Source organism: Brevibacillus gelatini, from assembly GCF_003710935.1.
Taxonomy (GTDB): domain Bacteria; phylum Bacillota; class Bacilli; order Brevibacillales; family Brevibacillaceae; genus Brevibacillus; species Brevibacillus gelatini.
Map to the genome: position 1 here is coordinate 72562 of NZ_RHHS01000017.1, position 15621 is coordinate 88182.

At 55.7% G+C, this 15621-nt stretch carries 11 protein-coding genes, 1 riboswitch and 1 other annotated feature; of the genes, 4 read left to right on the top strand and 7 right to left on the bottom strand.

The annotated features are described in order from the left end of the window. Window positions 1-105 precede the first annotated feature (105 nt). Entirely contained in the window at window positions 106-1293 is a 1188-nt protein-coding gene (locus EDM57_RS06795) for a thiolase family protein (RefSeq protein ID WP_122904006.1), read from the top strand. A gap of 109 nt (window positions 1294-1402) precedes the next feature. Here EDM57_RS06795 and argS read toward each other — a convergent pair whose 3' ends face one another. The 3 genes from argS to EDM57_RS06810 form a co-directional block, all read right to left on the bottom strand. Then, on the bottom strand, window positions 1403-3118 hold the full coding sequence (argS, locus tag EDM57_RS06800; protein ID WP_122904007.1) for an arginine--tRNA ligase: 1716 nt from the start codon (window positions 3116-3118) through the stop codon (window positions 1403-1405). Window positions 3119-3195: 77 nt separating this feature from the next. After that, window positions 3196-3456: a binding site (T-box leader), on the bottom strand. Window positions 3457-3499: 43 nt separating this feature from the next. Beyond that, window positions 3500-3994: a hypothetical protein gene (locus EDM57_RS06805; protein WP_122904008.1), complete on the bottom strand. Its 495-nt coding sequence runs from the start codon at window positions 3992-3994 to the stop codon at window positions 3500-3502. A gap of 157 nt (window positions 3995-4151) precedes the next feature. Next, complete coding sequence (locus EDM57_RS06810) at window positions 4152-4259, bottom strand: YjcZ family sporulation protein (RefSeq protein ID WP_122904009.1); 108 nt, start codon at window positions 4257-4259, stop codon at window positions 4152-4154. Between the two features lie 210 nt (window positions 4260-4469). After that, a riboswitch (SAM riboswitch) is annotated at window positions 4470-4570 on the top strand. Window positions 4571-4690: 120 nt separating this feature from the next. Here EDM57_RS06810 and metH point away from each other — a divergent pair. Both metH and EDM57_RS06820 read left to right on the top strand, forming a co-directional pair. Continuing rightward, entirely contained in the window at window positions 4691-8137 is a 3447-nt protein-coding gene (metH, locus tag EDM57_RS06815) for a methionine synthase (protein ID WP_122904010.1), read from the top strand. 34 nt (window positions 8138-8171) lie between these two features. Next, a complete protein-coding gene (locus EDM57_RS06820; RefSeq protein ID WP_122904011.1) occupies window positions 8172-10037 on the top strand; it encodes a bifunctional homocysteine S-methyltransferase/methylenetetrahydrofolate reductase in 1866 nt (621 codons plus the stop codon). 79 nt (window positions 10038-10116) lie between these two features. On the opposite strand, the gene EDM57_RS06825 is transcribed toward EDM57_RS06820, so the two are convergent. From EDM57_RS06825 to EDM57_RS06835, 4 genes are all read right to left on the bottom strand, one after another. Further along, window positions 10117-11103: a CotS family spore coat protein gene (locus EDM57_RS06825; RefSeq protein WP_122904012.1), complete on the bottom strand. Its 987-nt coding sequence runs from the start codon at window positions 11101-11103 to the stop codon at window positions 10117-10119. 78 nt (window positions 11104-11181) lie between these two features. Continuing rightward, window positions 11182-11760, bottom strand: coding sequence for a mismatch-specific DNA-glycosylase (locus EDM57_RS06830; protein WP_122904013.1), 579 nt, complete (start codon window positions 11758-11760; stop codon window positions 11182-11184). Between the two features lie 130 nt (window positions 11761-11890). Beyond that, complete coding sequence (locus tag EDM57_RS23235; RefSeq protein WP_170163407.1) at window positions 11891-12034, bottom strand: hypothetical protein; 144 nt, start codon at window positions 12032-12034, stop codon at window positions 11891-11893. Window positions 12035-12221: 187 nt separating this feature from the next. Then, window positions 12222-13742, bottom strand: a complete 1521-nt coding sequence (locus EDM57_RS06835; protein ID WP_122904014.1) for a carboxypeptidase M32 — start codon at window positions 13740-13742, stop codon at window positions 12222-12224. 189 nt (window positions 13743-13931) lie between these two features. Between EDM57_RS06835 and EDM57_RS06840 the strand changes: the two genes are divergently transcribed. After that, window positions 13932-15530, top strand: a complete 1599-nt coding sequence (locus EDM57_RS06840; RefSeq protein WP_122904015.1) for a peptide chain release factor 3 — start codon at window positions 13932-13934, stop codon at window positions 15528-15530. Window positions 15531-15621 lie beyond the last annotated feature (91 nt).

Consider the following 15621-nt stretch of genomic DNA (forward strand, 5'->3'; position numbering starts at 1 on the left):
AGAAGGTATTTTTGTCAGAAAAAACAGACGTCTATCCGCAGGAAGTGTGGACGCGCGAATTTTAACCGGGTCCTGTAACGCGGCAAATGAAAAGGGAGTGTAACGATGAGAGAAGTAGTCATTGTCGCCGGCGTGCGCAGTGCAGTCGGCGCATTCGGCAAAAGCTTGCGAGACGTGCCGGCAACAGAGCTGGGACGGCAGGTGCTGTTGGGCTTGATGGAAAAGGCCGCTTTTCCGAAGCAGGAAGTGGGAGAAGTGATTTTTGGAAACGGTTACGTGCACGGAGGGGGGCTGAATGCAGCACGCATCAGTTCGCAGTTGGCCGGATTTCCCCGCCATGTGTACGGACACATCATCATCAAGGCGTGCGGCTCAGGCCTGAAAGCGATTAGCAGCGGTGCTTTGGCGATTATGGCCGGGCAGGAGGACGTGGTGATCGCAGGCGGCGTGGAGAGCATGAGCAACGTGCCGTACCTGGTGAAAAATCGCTGGGGCAGCAAATTCGGCAACCTGACGATGGAAGATGCGCTTCTGTCTGACGGCTTGATCTGTTCGTTGGAAGGCGAGCATATGGGCAATACGGCTGAGCGGCTCGCCGTACAGTACGGCATCTCCCGCGAGGAACAGGACCGCTTCGCCTACGAGAGCCACAAAAAGGCAGCCGCCGCCATTGCCGCAGGCAAGTTCGCTGGCGAGATCGTGCCGATTACCATTCAGGAGCGCAAAGGAACGCGTGTCTTTGACCAGGACGAGTCTGTCCGGCACGACATTAACCTTGAAGACCTGGCGAAGCTGAAAAGCGTCTTCCAACAGGACGGGACAATCACGGCAGGCAACGCCTGTCCGATGAATGACGGTGCAGCCGCTGTACTGATGATGTCCCGCGAAAAAGCTGAGGAAGCGGGCCTGACCCCGTTGGTCAAAATCAAGGCGTTTGCCAGCGCGGGAGTCGAGCCGGGGATCATGGGGATTGGCCCCGTACCTGCCACACAAAAAGCGTTGCAGAAGGCTGGGCTTACGCTCGACGACATCGGGCTGATCGAGTTGAACGAAGCGTTTGCCGCACAAGCCTTGGCTGTCATAAAAGGACTGGAGCTGGACCCGGCGAAGGTGAATGTCAACGGCGGCGCAATCGCGCTTGGACATCCGGTAGGGGCCACAGGTGCGAAGCTGACCGTCACCCTGATGAACGAAATGATACGAAGCCGCGTCAAGTACGGCATGGTAACGCTCTGCATGGCAGGCGGAATGGGTCTGTCCGTCATTTATGAAAACATGACGCTGCCATCGTAAGTTTTTTGGTAAAAAAAGGGAAAGTCCCGGCGAAGGGCCATTCCGAACTTGGGAAAGCAAAAAAGCCGGAGCCGCCTTTGACAAGGCAGGCTTTCCGGCTTTTGAGTTTTTACATTTCCTCTGGCGCAGCCAGTCCGAGCAGGCGCAGGCCTTCTTTCAGCACGGCCACCACAGCTGCCACGAGCTGGAGGCGGGACGCTTTCACGTCTTCTTCTTCGGCGAGAATGCGGACGTTGGCGTAGAACTTGTTGAACGACTGCGCGAGGTCGATGACGTACTTGCCGATTTGCGAAGGGTCGAAGTTGTCGCTGGCCCGTTCGATGACCTCAGGGAAGGCGTTCAGCAAGGTAATGACCGCCCATGCTTCCTTGCTGTCCAAGGCGCCTGGTACGAGGCTCGCTACCGTTTGCGGCTGGTAGCCTCCCTTGCGCAGAAGCGAGCAGGCGCGGGCGTGGGTGTACTGCACGTACGGTCCGGTTTCGCCCTCGAAGGTGAGCATTTCTTCCCAGGAAAAGTTGATGTCGTTCAGGCGGTAGTTTTTCAGGTCGTGGAAAATGACAGCGCCGACCCCAACCTGGCGGGCAACTTCTTCCTTGTTCGCGAGCGTCGGGTTCTTTTCCTCGATCACTTTTTGCACGTCGGCAATCGCCTGTGCCAATACTTCCTCCAGCAAAACGACTTTTCCTTTGCGGGTGGACATTTTCTTGCCGTCCTTGAGCATCATGCCGAACGGAATGTGGTGCATGTCAGCGGACCAAGGATAGCCCATTTTTTCCAGAACTTTATACAGTTGCTGGAAGTGCAGGCGCTGCTCGTTTCCGACGACGTAGAGCGCTTTGGCGAAGTCGTACGTCTCGTGGCGGTACAGGGCGGCAGCCAGATCGCGCGTCGCGTACAGCGTCGCACCGTCCGATTTTTTAATCAGGCACGGCGGCATGTTGTACTCGTCGAGGTTGACGACCAGCGCGCCGTCCGATTCGGTCAGCAGTCCTTTTTCTTCCAGCAGGGTGACGACGCGATCCATCTTGTCGTTGTAGAAAGCTTCGCCGTGTGTGGAGTCGAAGGAGACGTTCATCAGCTCGTAAATTTTCATGAACTCCTTGAGCGATTCGTCACGGAACCATTTCCACAGATGCTGTGCTTCTGCGTCGCCGTCCTCCAGCTTTTTGAACCATTCGCGGCCTTGTTCTTCCAGCGACGGGTCTTTTTCCGCCTCTTCGTGGAAGCGCACGTACAGGTTGAGCAGCTCCTTGATCGGCTCGGCTTTTACTTTTTCCTCGTCTCCCCACAAGCGGTAGGCGACGATCAGTTTGCCGAACTGCGTGCCCCAGTCGCCCAGATGATTGATGCGCACAGGCTGGTAGCCGCGTTTTTCCATGATGTTCGCAATCGCGTTGCCGATTACGGTAGAGCGCAGATGGCCCATGGAAAACGGCTTGGCGATGTTCGGCGAGGACAGGTCAATCGGCACTTTGCGGCCTTGTCCAACCTGGCTGCTGCCGTAGGCGCTGCCTTGTTCAAGGATCGTTCCGATTACTTGTGCCGCCACCTTTTCCTGGTCGAGAAACAGGTTGACGTAAGGGCCGACTGCTTGCACAGAGCGCAGAGGCGCTCCCGCGATTTTTTCGGCAAGCTCTGTGGCGATCATCGGCGGCGCTTTGCGGAGCGCTTTCGCCAGTTGGAAGCAAGGGAAGGCGATGTCTCCCATTGCAGGGTTTGGCGGCGTTTCCAGCATGCCGTAAACCGTTTCTGCTGGAAAGGTGTCCACACCGAGAGAGGTGAGGGCAGCGGCGATTTTTTCCGCCACTTGGTGCTTGTAGCTCATTGTCATTCTCCTTTCAAAATGAAAAAAAAGCATAAGGGACGCAAAAGAAAATAAAAAAACCTCCACGTCTCCTGGATAGAAGAGACGAGAGGTTGTGCTCCCGCGGTGCCACTCTTGTTGTTTTCGCCTGCATGCGTACGTCAGGCAAAAACCGCTTTGTGCTGCTGTAACGGGCAGACCCGGCAAAACCCTACGCAATCCGGGCATCAATTGCTTCGCCGGATGTTCAGGCCGCATCTCCGAGGGGCGCTTCCTCGCATGGTTTGGCATCGGGCTTCCACCGTCCCCGACTCGCTAAAGCCTCATTCCAGGAGTACTTTCCTCATCAACGATTTGCTTGTTTCTCTAGCATTATAGCCGTTTTGGGTGGCAGGATGCAACTTACTCTTCGGCTTTTTTCAAAATCTTGTCGAGCTCGGCGAAATATTGTCTCGTCAGCTCTTCCTTTTCTTCCGCACTCAAGTTTTCGGCGTTCATCCACTGCTGCTTGTAAAGCTCCAGCCGTTCCACCATCGCCAGCTCGGCAGCCGCTTCCTTCTCCAGATCGTAGTTTTCCGATGGATCAAACGGGATGAGCCGGTTGTCGTTGCCGCTGCGCAGATAGGGAGAGCGCCAGTTGTCCGGGAAATGGTACGGCTGCTCGCCGAACATCAGCGCCAGAACGTCATCGGAGTCAAGCGGCAGGAAATGATCGTAGTCGTCCCTGCGGCCCCCTTCTGACAGGTTGATGTGAGACAAAAAGTAGCGCAAATAATGTTCCCCTGTTTCCGTATGCTTAACGATGGAGTAGGTTTCAAAGTCGGAGCTTTCCAGCTCTTTTACCGTCTCTATACAGGACAGAAATTCGTCCTTTTCACGCGCGAACAGAGCGTCCATTGTCAATCGTTCCTTTCATCGGTGTGGGTAAGCCTCATGATAGCAAAAGCGTTTCGCCCTGACAATGAACGCTGGAAGAACACATGAAAAAGAGGCCATCCCTGCAAGCCGCAAGCAAGGCAGGGGATAGCCTCTTTCTGTCCTCTCATTCGAATGATTAGCAGTCGTCACACGAGCACCCGACAATGACCAGCAGGATAAACAGTACGAGCACCAGTGCGAAACTGTCTCCAAAAATGCTATTTCCGCAGTAAGATGTACTCACGTTTGTTCCCCCTCCTTTCCGTTATGCTACAGTCTATACACGAACGCACAGAATGGCGTGGGCGAATGCCCGGTAGGAGCAAAAATGGGCGCGTGAAGAGTGGGAAGTGCGAAAAGAATAGACAAATTCTCAATTGACGAAGAGTTTTTGCGGTGTTAAGATACTTTCAAACCTCAAAGCTGAGTGGCAAAAATGAATAGCATGGTACAACTCTTATCAAGAGAGGCGGAGGGACTGGCCTGATGAAGCCTCGGCAACCGGTTAAAATCCGGTGCCAATTCCAGCAAAGCTGCGGCTTTGAAAGATGAGAGGATGGTTCAGGCGCAAGTGTATTCGCGGACAAATCCTCTTCTTTCAAGGAAGAGGATTTTTTGTTGCAAAAAAAAAACGGCTGAGAATAAACCGATGCAAGGGAGAAAAGGAGCACGTCAATGAAACCCACTTTTCGTGAACAGCTTTCCCGGAAAATTCTGATACTGGACGGTGCGATGGGCACCATGCTGCAGCAGGCGAACCTGACCGCTGATGATTTTGGCGGCGAAGCCTACGATGGCTGCAACGAGCTGCTGAACTTGACCAGACCCGATCTGATTCGCTCTATCCATGAAAAATATTTGGAGGCCGGGGCGGACATCGTGGAGACGAACACGTTCGGGGCGACCACGGTCGTGCTGGCCGAGTACGACGTGGCGGAAAAAGACATGGAAGTGAATATCGCTGCTGCCCGCTTGGCGAGGGAAGCAGTCGATGCATACACCACAGCAGAATGGCCGCGCTACGTGGCGGGGTCGATGGGGCCGACGACGAAAACGCTCGCGCTGACAGGCGGCGTCACCTTCGAGGAACTGGTCGAGGCTTACTACCGCCAGGCAAAAGGGCTGATTATCGGCGGAGTGGACGTCCTTTTGCTGGAGACATCGCAGGATACGCTGAACGTCAAGGCAGGCGGCATCGGCATTCGCAAGGCGTTTGATGAGCTTGAGGTCGAGCTGCCGGTGATGCTGTCCGGAACCATCGAGCCGATGGGCACGACCTTGGCGGGGCAAAACATCGAAGCGTTCTACGTCTCGCTTGCGCACCTTAAGCCTGTGACAATCGGTTTGAACTGTGCGACGGGGCCGGAATTCATGCGCGACCATCTGCGCACCTTGTCCGGCTTGGCACAATGCGGCGTAAGCTGTTATCCCAACGCCGGGCTTCCGGATGAAAACGGACATTACCACGAGACGCCGCAGGGGCTTGCTGCGAAAATGCGCGCGTTTGCAGAGCAGGGCTGGCTGAACGTGGCGGGCGGCTGCTGCGGAACGACACCCGAACATATCCGGGCCATGGCCGAAGCGCTCAAAGACTGCAAGCCGCGGCAGGCTACCGTGCAGCCTGTCAGTGCCATCTCCGGGATTGATGTGGTCTACGTCGAGGACGACAATCGCCCGCTTCTGGTCGGAGAGCGCACAAACGTCATCGGCTCGAAAAAATTCCGCGACCTGATCGCGGCAGGGCAATACGAAGAAGCCTCCGATATTGCGCGCGCGCAGGTGAAGCGCGGGGCGCAGATCATCGACATCTGCCTGGCCGACCCGGATCGCGACGAATACGCGGACATGGAAAAGTTTTTGCAATTCGTCGTGAAAAAAGTCAAGGCGCCGCTCATGATCGACTCGACAGATGCGAAAGTGATGGAGCTGGGCCTGCGTTATTCCCAGGGAAAAGCGATTTTGAACTCGATCAACCTGGAGGACGGACTGGCGCGTTTTGAGGAAGTGGCCCCGCTGATCCGCAAGTACGGCGCGGCTGTCGTCGTCGGGACGATCGAGGAAGCCGGGATGGCGCTGACCCGCGAGAAAAAGCTGGAAGTTGCGAAGCGCTCGTACGACATTTTGGTCAACCAGTACGGCATCCCGCCGCAGGATATTATTTTTGACCCGCTCGTCTTCCCGGTAGGGACCGGAGATGAACAATATATCGGCTCCGCGCGGGAGACGGTGGAAGGGATTCGCCTTATTAAAGAAGCAATGCCGGAGTGCAAGACGATCCTTGGCATCAGCAACGTTTCTTTCGGCTTGCCGCCAGCGGGACGGGAAGTGCTGAACGCGGTGTTTTTGTACCATACGACGCTCGCCGGGCTTGATTTTGCCATCGTCAATACGGAGAAGCTGGAGCGTTACGCTTCCATTCCGGAGGAGGAGCGAAAGCTGGCGGAAGCGCTGCTGTTTGAAACCAATGACGAGACGCTTGCAGCCTTCACCGAGTTTTACCGCCAGAAGAAAAAAGAAGTGCGCGTGGAAGCTTCCACGCTGACGCTGGAAGAGCGGCTGGCCCGCTATGTGGTGGAAGGCTCGAAGGACGGCCTGGTGGACGATTTGAAGCTGGCTCTGGAAAAGTACACGCCGCTTGAGATCATCAACGGACCGCTGATGGCCGGGATGGAAGAGGTTGGCCGCCTGTTCAACGGAAACCAGTTGATCGTTGCGGAAGTGCTGCAAAGTGCGGAAGTCATGAAAGCGTCCGTCTCGTTTTTGGAGCCGTTCATGGAAAAAAGCGATTCGGCATCCAAAGGCAAAGTGTTGCTGGCGACCGTCAAAGGCGACGTGCACGACATCGGAAAAAATCTCGTGGAGATCATTTTGGCCAACAACGGCTACGAAGTCGTGAACCTGGGCATCAAGGTGCCGCCCGAGCAGTTGATTGCTGCCTGCCGGGAAGAGAAGCCGGATGCAATCGGCCTGTCCGGGCTGCTGGTGAAGTCGGCCCAGCAGATGGTCATTACCGCACAGGACTTGCGGGCTGCGGGCATTGACGTGCCGCTGATGGTCGGGGGAGCAGCGTTGACCCGCAAGTTTACCTCCAACCGGATCGCCCCGGAATACCGCGGAATTGTGCTGTACGCCAAAGACGCGATGGACGGCCTCGATCTCGTCAACCGTCTGCAAAACCCGGAGGAGCGTGCGCGGCTGATTGCAGAACAGCAGGATTTGGCGGAAGCGGCTTCGGCCGCACAGCCTGTCGTGCAGGAGAAAAAAGCGCCGCTCCCGGCGCGCTCTGCCATCAGCAGAACCGTTCCGATCCACCTGCCGCCGGATTGCGACCGCCATGTGCTGCGCCAATATCCGATCAGCCACTTGCAGCCGTACTTGAACCTGCGCATGCTGCTCGGCAAGCATCTGGGCGTGCGCGGCAATGTCGAAAAGCTGCTCGAAGCGGGCGACGAAAAAGTGCTGGAGCTGTACGGTATCGTCGAGGAGCTGTTAAATGAAGCAAAGCAGCACGGGACGATTACCGCACACGGTATGTACCAGTTTTTTCCGGCACAAGCGGACGGCAACGACATTCTCGTCTACGATCCAGCCGATCACAGCAAGGTGCTGGAACGATTCTCGTTCCCGCGTCAGCCGGAAGATCCGCATTTGTGTCTGTCCGATTTCTTGCGTCCGGTCGAGAGCAAGGAAATGGATTACGTCGGCTTTTTGACCGTGACGACAGGGGGCGGCATCCGAGAGCGGTCGACGGAACTGAAAGATCGCGGCGACTACTTGCGCTCGCACGTCCTGCAGGCGCTGGCTCTGGAGCTGGCTGAGGCGTTCGCAGAGCGGATTCACCACATGATGCGCGACGCTTGGGGGATTCCGGACCCGGCGGAAATGACCATGCTGGAGCGCTTCGGTGCCCGCTACCAAGGCATTCGCGTGTCGTTCGGCTATCCGGCTTGCCCGAACCTGGAGGATCAGGCGCAGCTGTTCCGCCTGCTGCGGCCGGAAGACATCGGTGTTCAGCTGACAGAAGGCTTCATGATGGAGCCGGAAGCTTCTGTATCCGCAATGGTGTTTGCCCACCCGGAAGCGCGTTACTTCAACGCGGGTCCGTCGGTGTTTGAAGCATAGAACGTCTAATGAAAATGAGAGAGAAGGGATTGAGTTGACGACGAGCAAGAAAGACCTACGGGAATACTTGCAAGATCATCTGCTGGTCGGAGACGGAGCCATGGCCACCCAGCTTCATGCGCTGGGTGCCCCGGTTGGCGTCAGCTTTGAAGAATTGTGTTTATCGAACCCGCGCGTGGTGCATGAAGTCCATGCGTCGTACTATCAGGCGGGGGCGCGTCTGTTGGAGACAAATACGTTTGCGGCAAACCGCGACGCGCTCAGCCGCTACGGCCTGGAGCACAAGGTGGCGCGGATCAACCGTCTCGCCGTGGCAATCGCCCGCGAGGCGGCACAGAATGATGCGTATGTAGCGGGCAGCATCGGCTCGATTTTGGCTGGACGGGTCAAGAAAAAGGTGCTGGATGAATACCGCGACCAGTACGAGGAACAGGCAATCGCGCTGTTGCACGCAGGCGTAGACGCGCTCATTTTGGAGACGTTCCTCGATCTGGAGGAGCTGCTGCTTGCGATTGAGGTCATTCGCCCGTTGACGGAAGTGCCGATCATCGCCCAGCTTGCGACGTTGGAAGTCGGACGGACGCGCGACGGCTACGCGCTGACGGACGCTTTTCCGCAGTTGAAAAAAGCAGGGGCGGACATTATCGGGTTGAACTGTCGTTTGGGCCCGGCTGAAATTTTGCGCTCTTTTGAAAGTACGATTTTCCCGGACGATTCGCTGCTGTCCGCGTTTCCAAACGCAGGGCGGCTGGGCATGACGGACGGGGAGTACGCCTTCAAGTCGTCTCCCGAATATTTTGCCGAAAGCGCCTTGCGCCTGAGGGACCAAGGGGTTCGCCTGATCGGGGGGTGCTGCGGCACGACTCCTGCGCACGTAAAGGCGATGGCGGACGCACTCGCCGCGCAAAAGCCGAAAGCCCGCGTGAATCCGCCCGTTCCCCAGGGAGAGCGCCCGCACATTTCCGTGCAAAGCTTGCGTGAGCGGGAAAAGCCGAGCATTGTGGACCGCGTCAAAACAGGCACGACGATCATCGTCGAATTTGACCCGCCGCGCGATCTCGACGCCGAACAGTTTTTGGAAGGATGCTGTGAGCTGCACAAGGCGGGGGCAGATGCGATCACGCTGGCAGACAATTCGCTCGCGACTGTGCGGATGAGCAACATGGCACTTGGTGCGCTGATGAAAAACAGACACGGAATTGATCCGCTGCTGCACCTCGCCTGCCGCGACCGCAATCTGATCGGACAGCAATCCCACCTGATGGGACTGCACGCGCTCGGCATTGACCAGATTCTCGTCATTACGGGCGATCCGTCGCGCTTCGGCGACTTGCCGGGGGCAAGCTCGGTGTTTGACGTCACCTCGTTTGATCTGATTCGCATGGTGAAGCAATTGAATGAAGGCATTTCGTTCTCGGGACGTCCGCTGAAGCAAAAAGCCCAGTTTATCGTCGGCGCAGCCTTCAACCCGAACGTCCGCAATCTGGCGGCAGCCGTCGCCCGGCTGGAAAAGAAAGTCGAAGCCGGGGCCGATTACATCATGACGCAGCCCGTGTACGACGTCGAATCGATCCGACAGGTGTACGAGGCGACCAAGCATATCGGGATTCCTGTCTTTATCGGCATCATGCCGTTGACCAGTTCCCGCAACGCCGAGTTTTTGCACAACGAGGTGCCGGGCATCAAGCTGTCGGCGGAAGCGCTGGAGCGGATGAAACGGGTGCAGGGACCAGCGGCCAGACAGGAAGGGATTGCCATTGCAAAAGAGCTGCTCGATGAGGCCATTCGCTATTTCAACGGGATTTACCTGATTACACCATTCAACTACTACGAAATGACAGTGGAGCTGATCGCCTACGTGCGCCAGCAGAGCGCCCTGGTCAAAATGGCGCAGCCGTAGCGGTTTTGCGGTCACGAAGCCCACTTTCCATCCATATGCCAACAAGCCCTCGCTACAGACAGGCAAAAGCCTCTGTCTTTTACGCGAGGGCTTGTAGTTCGTCGAGCATGTATGCCGTCTTTAATGCTTCGCGTCTGCAAAATTGCTGGATGTTCGCCAAATCCATTTGCTCGTATTGCTTCATGCGCAAAAAGCGTTCGAAAATATGCGGGAAGGCGAGATCGACAAACAGCAGATGGAGCTGGTCGGCTGACAGCGGGTTTTCTTGCAAATAGCTTCGAAGCAGGTAGACAAACAACTGCTCGTTCCAGCTTCCGTGCTTGCGCATGGCAAGCGAAAGCACGCGGCTGATGTCTTTGGAAGGGAAGTCGTAGCGGACATCTTCCCAGTCGATGATCGCGATCTGTTTGTTGCGCGTAAGCAAATTGCCGTTGTTGAAGTCGCCGTGGCAGAGGAAGTGGCGTTTGAGCGGCGCTTTTTTCCATTTGGCAAAATAGGCGGACGACTTGAGATGCTCGTGCGCTGTCTGTGCTGCCTGGCGAAAATAGGGCAGGTACTCGAAGATGGCGGAGAAATTCGGCTGCTTTTTGTCGCGGTTCCGCAGCTCCCATTTTTCCAGGCTGGTCAGGTCTGCCTTGTATTCCTCCGTCCATTTTTTGGCGCCGTTGTAAAGTTCGCCGTGCCGGGAGGTAAAGCCGAGCGAGCGTTTGTGGAACTGTCCGAGCAAAGCGCCGATCTGCGCCAGCCGCACTGGCGAGCTGTAGGCGACTTTCCGCCAGGACAGCCACTGATGCAGGACGAACGGATTGTCCTTCCACATGATGTATCGCTTGCTGCTTTTCGTCCGTTGAATGTTGGGGATGAGGATGCCTTTTTTGCGCAGATACGCTTCTGCGTTCAGGATGAAATGATGGCGCTCTTTTGGCAAATACGATACTTTGCCGATGAACCTGCCGATGGAGGTTTCGAAAAAAACGACAAGCGACTTGGGCGTTTCGCGAAGCTTTTCGTGCCGGATGACAGTCAAGCCATAACTTTTCTCGATCTTGCGGATGAGGTCGTCCATCCGGGTTGCGCCTCCCTTGCGTGTTGAGCGTACCATTATCGTACGCCTGGCGAAGAGCGGAGGTGACACAAATTCACGTTAGCCGGGAGGCAAAGACAGCGGGTGCCAGTTTTTTTCCCGCAAAAAAGCGCTGAGCTCGGCGAATTTGGCGATTCTTTCCGCGCGCGTGTACGACGCGTTGGCCCCGCTGGTGGACGGGATCACGAACAGGTAACTGCCAGGCCAATCAGCGGTGCCAAACGCTTTTTCCGGCTGCAAGCCGAGAGAGACAGCCGCTTTTTTCTGGCCGATGGCATGGCGAAAGGCGGTAATGCCGTTGAAGCAGATGACGCGCGGGCGATAAGTTTGGACCATCTGGACGAACTGTTCGGCCCCTGTTGCGAAGTCGTCGCGAGTCAGGTCCTGTGACGAGCGGGTCGGGCGAGAGACGAGATCGGTAATGCCGTAATTGTATTCCAGCAGCAGAGCCGTTTCCTCAGGCCGCAGCTGTCGGGGTGTAAGCCCGCCTTCGAACAGACCGCGCCAAAACAGATTCGCCGGGTTCGCGTAGTGGAAGCCTGCCGTTGCCGAGACGCGCCCAGGATTGATGCCGCAAAACAAAACCGCCAGATCGCGGCGGATATAGGTAGAAAGCCATTTTTCCATAAAATCGACCAATGCGTTTTCCCTCCGCTACAGTTGTTTTCCACATTGTAGCACATGCGAGAACGCTTACAGAAACACGCAAAAAAAGCCGCCAAATGGCTGGCAGCGTATCGGTAAAAGAAGTTCGGATTCGCCGTGAAAATTACAGTTGAGCGTACGGCAGCAGTTGCTCCGGCTCGTTGATGATGAATTGTTCCATTTCATTGCGGACGTATTTTTTCGTCTCGAACGGAACGACTTCGTATTCTTCCTTGCCCCACAACCAGCGTGACAATGATTGAATCATAAGATTATCCCTCACTTGGTGGAAATGTTTTACATCTCCATCATACTCCTGTTTTCGCGGTTTATTGCTGGGAAACTGTGACGAAGGCGTGAAGAAATGGTGGCCGGAACGTGAACAAAAAGGAAGCGATTTCAAGTGAGAAAGGAAAAAAGCGCTCCCGGACGGGGAACGCTGTGGGTACAACCTGTTACAGTTTGTAGATGTCGGTATACTTTTTCTCCAGATAATCCATCAGGTACGTGGCGTTGGTGCCTTCTCCGGTGATCGCTTGCACGAGTTCGCCAGGGCTTTTCATTTTGCCGTACTGATGAATCTTCTCTTTCAGCCAGGCGCGGATTGGCGCGAAATCGCCGTTTGCCACGAGCTCCTCGAAGCCGCCGAGCTCTTTTTTCATTACATGGGCGAACTGGGCAGCGTACACGTTTCCGAGCGAGTAGGTAGGGAAGTAGCCGAAGCTGCCGCCGGACCAGTGAACATCCTGGAGAACGCCCAACGCATCGGTAGGCGGCTCGATGCCGAGATATTCCTTCATTTTTTCGTTCCAGATTTGCGGCAGATCGGCCACCTGGATCGTCTGGTTGATGAGCCCTTTTTCGATCTCGTAGCGAATCATGACGTGCAGGTTGTACGTCAGCTCGTCAGCTTCGGTGCGGATGAAGGACGGGGTCACGGAGTTGACGGCACGGTACAGGTCTTCGGCAGTCACGCCCGCAAACTGCGCCGGGAACGCCTTTTGCAAATCCGCGAAAAAGTGGTTCCAGAACGGCAGGCTGCGTCCGATCATGTTTTCCCAGAAGCGGGACTGCGACTCGTGAATGCCCATCGAGGTGCCGTCGCACAGCGGGGTGAACAGCAACTCCGGATTGATGTTTTGCTCGTACATCGCGTGGCCCGCCTCGTGAATGCAACTGAACAAGGCGGAGTTGAAATCATTTTCATCGTAGCGGGTTGTGATGCGGACATCTCCTGGATTGAAGGTCGTGCAGAACGGATGCGCGCTCTTGTCCATACGGCCTGCTTTGAAGTCGTAGCCGATCTTCTCCAGGATGTAGCGGCTGAACGCTTCCTGCTCGGCAATCGGGAAGTTTTTGTGCAAAAACGACGTGTCCGGCTTGTTCGGGGAATCGGCAATCGCTTTGACCAGCTTGACGGTTTTTTCGCGCAAGGTGGCAAAAATCGGGTCGAGCTGATCGACGGTCATGCCAGGCTCGTACAGGTCGAGCAAGGTGTTGTACTTGTGTTTGCCGTCGTGTCCCCAATATTCAATAAACTCAAGCTGGAAGTTGACGATTTTCTCCAGGTACGGCTGGAACATGGAAAAGTCGTTGTTCGCCCGCGCTTCTTCCCATACGGTTTCTGCCTGGGAGGTGAGAATGACGTATTCCTGGTACCTGTCAGCCGGAATTTTCTTGTTTCGTTCAAACTCTTTTTTGCATTCGAGAACGCTGTGACGAGTGATTTCATCGAGTGCTTCCACGGCGGACGGTTCGCCCAGCTCGGCGAGAAACGCTTCCATTTCCTTGGACGTTGCGAGTTTGAACTGCTCGCCGGCCAGCACACCGATGATCTCGGAACGGGCGTCCATGCCTTCGCGTGGAGCTTTTGTCGCTTTGTCCCAGTGCAGGACGGCGAGTGCCTGGTTGTAGCTGGTCATTTTTTTCACATAGGCCCGAAAATCGGCCGCGCGTGTTTCGAGATTGGTTGTCATGAAGTCCCTCCTGTGCGTTTGTGCTTCATTATGCCTTAGATGATGTATGTCATGCAGTCAAAAAATTTTTACTACTTGCTATTATACTGGTTTCAAGAAAAATTACTAGGTGGATGCAGGACGCATTTGTCGGTATAATCGAATAGGAAAACAATCTGGCACCTTATTTGCGATGACAGGAGAATGAAGATGAGTCAAACCAATCCCCAATGGGAAAATGAGATAGCAAAACGCCGCACCTTTGCCATCATCTCCCACCCGGATGCGGGTAAAACCACGATGACGGAAAAGCTGCTTTACTACGGCGGAGCCATTCGTGAGGCAGGGATGGTCAAAGGCCGGAAAAACTCCAAGCATGCCACATCCGACTGGATGGAGATCGAGAAAAAGCGCGGAATCTCCGTGACGTCCAGTGCGATGGACTTTGAATACAAAGGGCACCATATCAATATTTTGGACACTCCTGGTCACCAGGACTTCAGTGAAGACACGTACCGCACGCTGACCGCCGCCGATGCCGCCGTCATGATTATCGACGTGGCAAAAGGGGTGGAGGCGCAGACGATCAAGCTGTTCAAAGTCTGTCGGATGCGGGGCATTCCGATTTTTACCTTCATCAACAAGCTCGACCGCCACGGGAAGGACCCGTTTGAGCTGTTGGAAGAAATCGAGCGCGTGCTGGGCATCCGCTCGTACCCGATGAACTGGCCGATCGGCATGGGCAGCTACTTCAGCGGTGTCTACGATCGGATGAAATCCCGCGTCGAGCTGTACCAGAGCGACACGCAGCACGAGGAAATCTCGTTTTTCCCGGTCGAGGGAGCAGATGATCCGATGATCGGCGAACGCGTCGGTCAGGAGCTGTGGCAGCAGTTGCAGGAGGAAATCGCCCTGCTCGACGTCGCCGGGGACGAATACGATCCCGAGCTGATCGCAAAAGGGCAGCTCACGCCTGTCTTTTTCGGCAGTGCCATCAACAACTTCGGCGTGCAGACCTTCCTGGACAACTTCCTGCAAATGGCGCCAGCGCCTTCTGCGAAAAAGAGCAACATCGGCCTGATCGATCCGTACACGAATCCGTTTTCCGGCTTCATTTTCAAAATCCAGGCCAACATGAACCCGGCCCACCGGGACCGTATCGCCTTTTTGCGCATTTGCTCCGGCAAGTTCGAGCGGGGCATGACCGTGAAGCACGTGCGTCTCGGCAAAGACATCAAGCTGGCCCAGCCTGTGCAGTTCATGGCGCAGGACCGCGAAATCGTCGAGGAATCGTATGCTGGTGACGTCATCGGCTTGTTCGATCCGGGCATTTTCCAGATTGGCGACACACTCTGTGTCGGCCGGCAGTTCGAATACGAGGAAATGCCGCACTTCTCGCCGGAGTTTTTCTCCAAGGTGATGGTGAAAGACGCGTTGAAGCACAAGCAGTTCCAAAAAGGCATCATGCAGCTGACAGAGGAAGGAACAGTGCAGTTGTTCCGCACCTATCCGATGGAAGAGTTGATTTTGGGCGTGGTCGGCGTCCTGCAGTTCGAGGTGCTGGAATACCGCCTGAAGGCCGAGTACGGAGTCGAGATCATGCTGACGAGAATGCCGTACCAGATTGCGCGTTGGCTGGAAGGCGACAAGGCCGCGCTCGACGCCGTGAAAAACAAGACGGTTACGGACCGTTATGGCCGTCCGGTGATGCTGTTTGAAAGCGAGTATCAACTGCGGGTTGCCATGGAAAAGTATTCGTCGATCAAGTTCCACGAAAGCTCGCTCGGCTTGAAGGCGACGCAGTCATAACCGATAAAAAGAACAAGAACAGGACCTCATCGCTGTGGCGGGGTCCTGTTTTGCTTTTCCTATCCTACCTGGACGACTCCCTTCATATACT

What these genes read in the sequence shown, in the direction of transcription:
- EDM57_RS06795 (WP_122904006.1), top strand. Translation starts at nt 106, where the DNA reads ATGAGAGAAGTAGTCATTGTCGCCGGCGTGCGCAGTGCAGTCGGCGCA.
- argS (WP_122904007.1), bottom strand. Translation starts at nt 3,118, where the DNA reads ATGAGCTACAAGCACCAAGTGGCGGAAAAAATCGCCGCTGCCCTCACC.
- EDM57_RS06805 (WP_122904008.1), bottom strand. Translation starts at nt 3,994, where the DNA reads ATGGACGCTCTGTTCGCGCGTGAAAAGGACGAATTTCTGTCCTGTATA.
- metH (WP_122904010.1), top strand. Translation starts at nt 4,691, where the DNA reads ATGAAACCCACTTTTCGTGAACAGCTTTCCCGGAAAATTCTGATACTG.
- EDM57_RS06825 (WP_122904012.1), bottom strand. Translation starts at nt 11,103, where the DNA reads ATGGACGACCTCATCCGCAAGATCGAGAAAAGTTATGGCTTGACTGTC.
- EDM57_RS23235 (WP_170163407.1), bottom strand. Translation starts at nt 12,034, where the DNA reads ATGATTCAATCATTGTCACGCTGGTTGTGGGGCAAGGAAGAATACGAA.
- EDM57_RS06835 (WP_122904014.1), bottom strand. Translation starts at nt 13,742, where the DNA reads ATGACAACCAATCTCGAAACACGCGCGGCCGATTTTCGGGCCTATGTG.
- EDM57_RS06840 (WP_122904015.1), top strand. Translation starts at nt 13,932, where the DNA reads ATGAGTCAAACCAATCCCCAATGGGAAAATGAGATAGCAAAACGCCGC.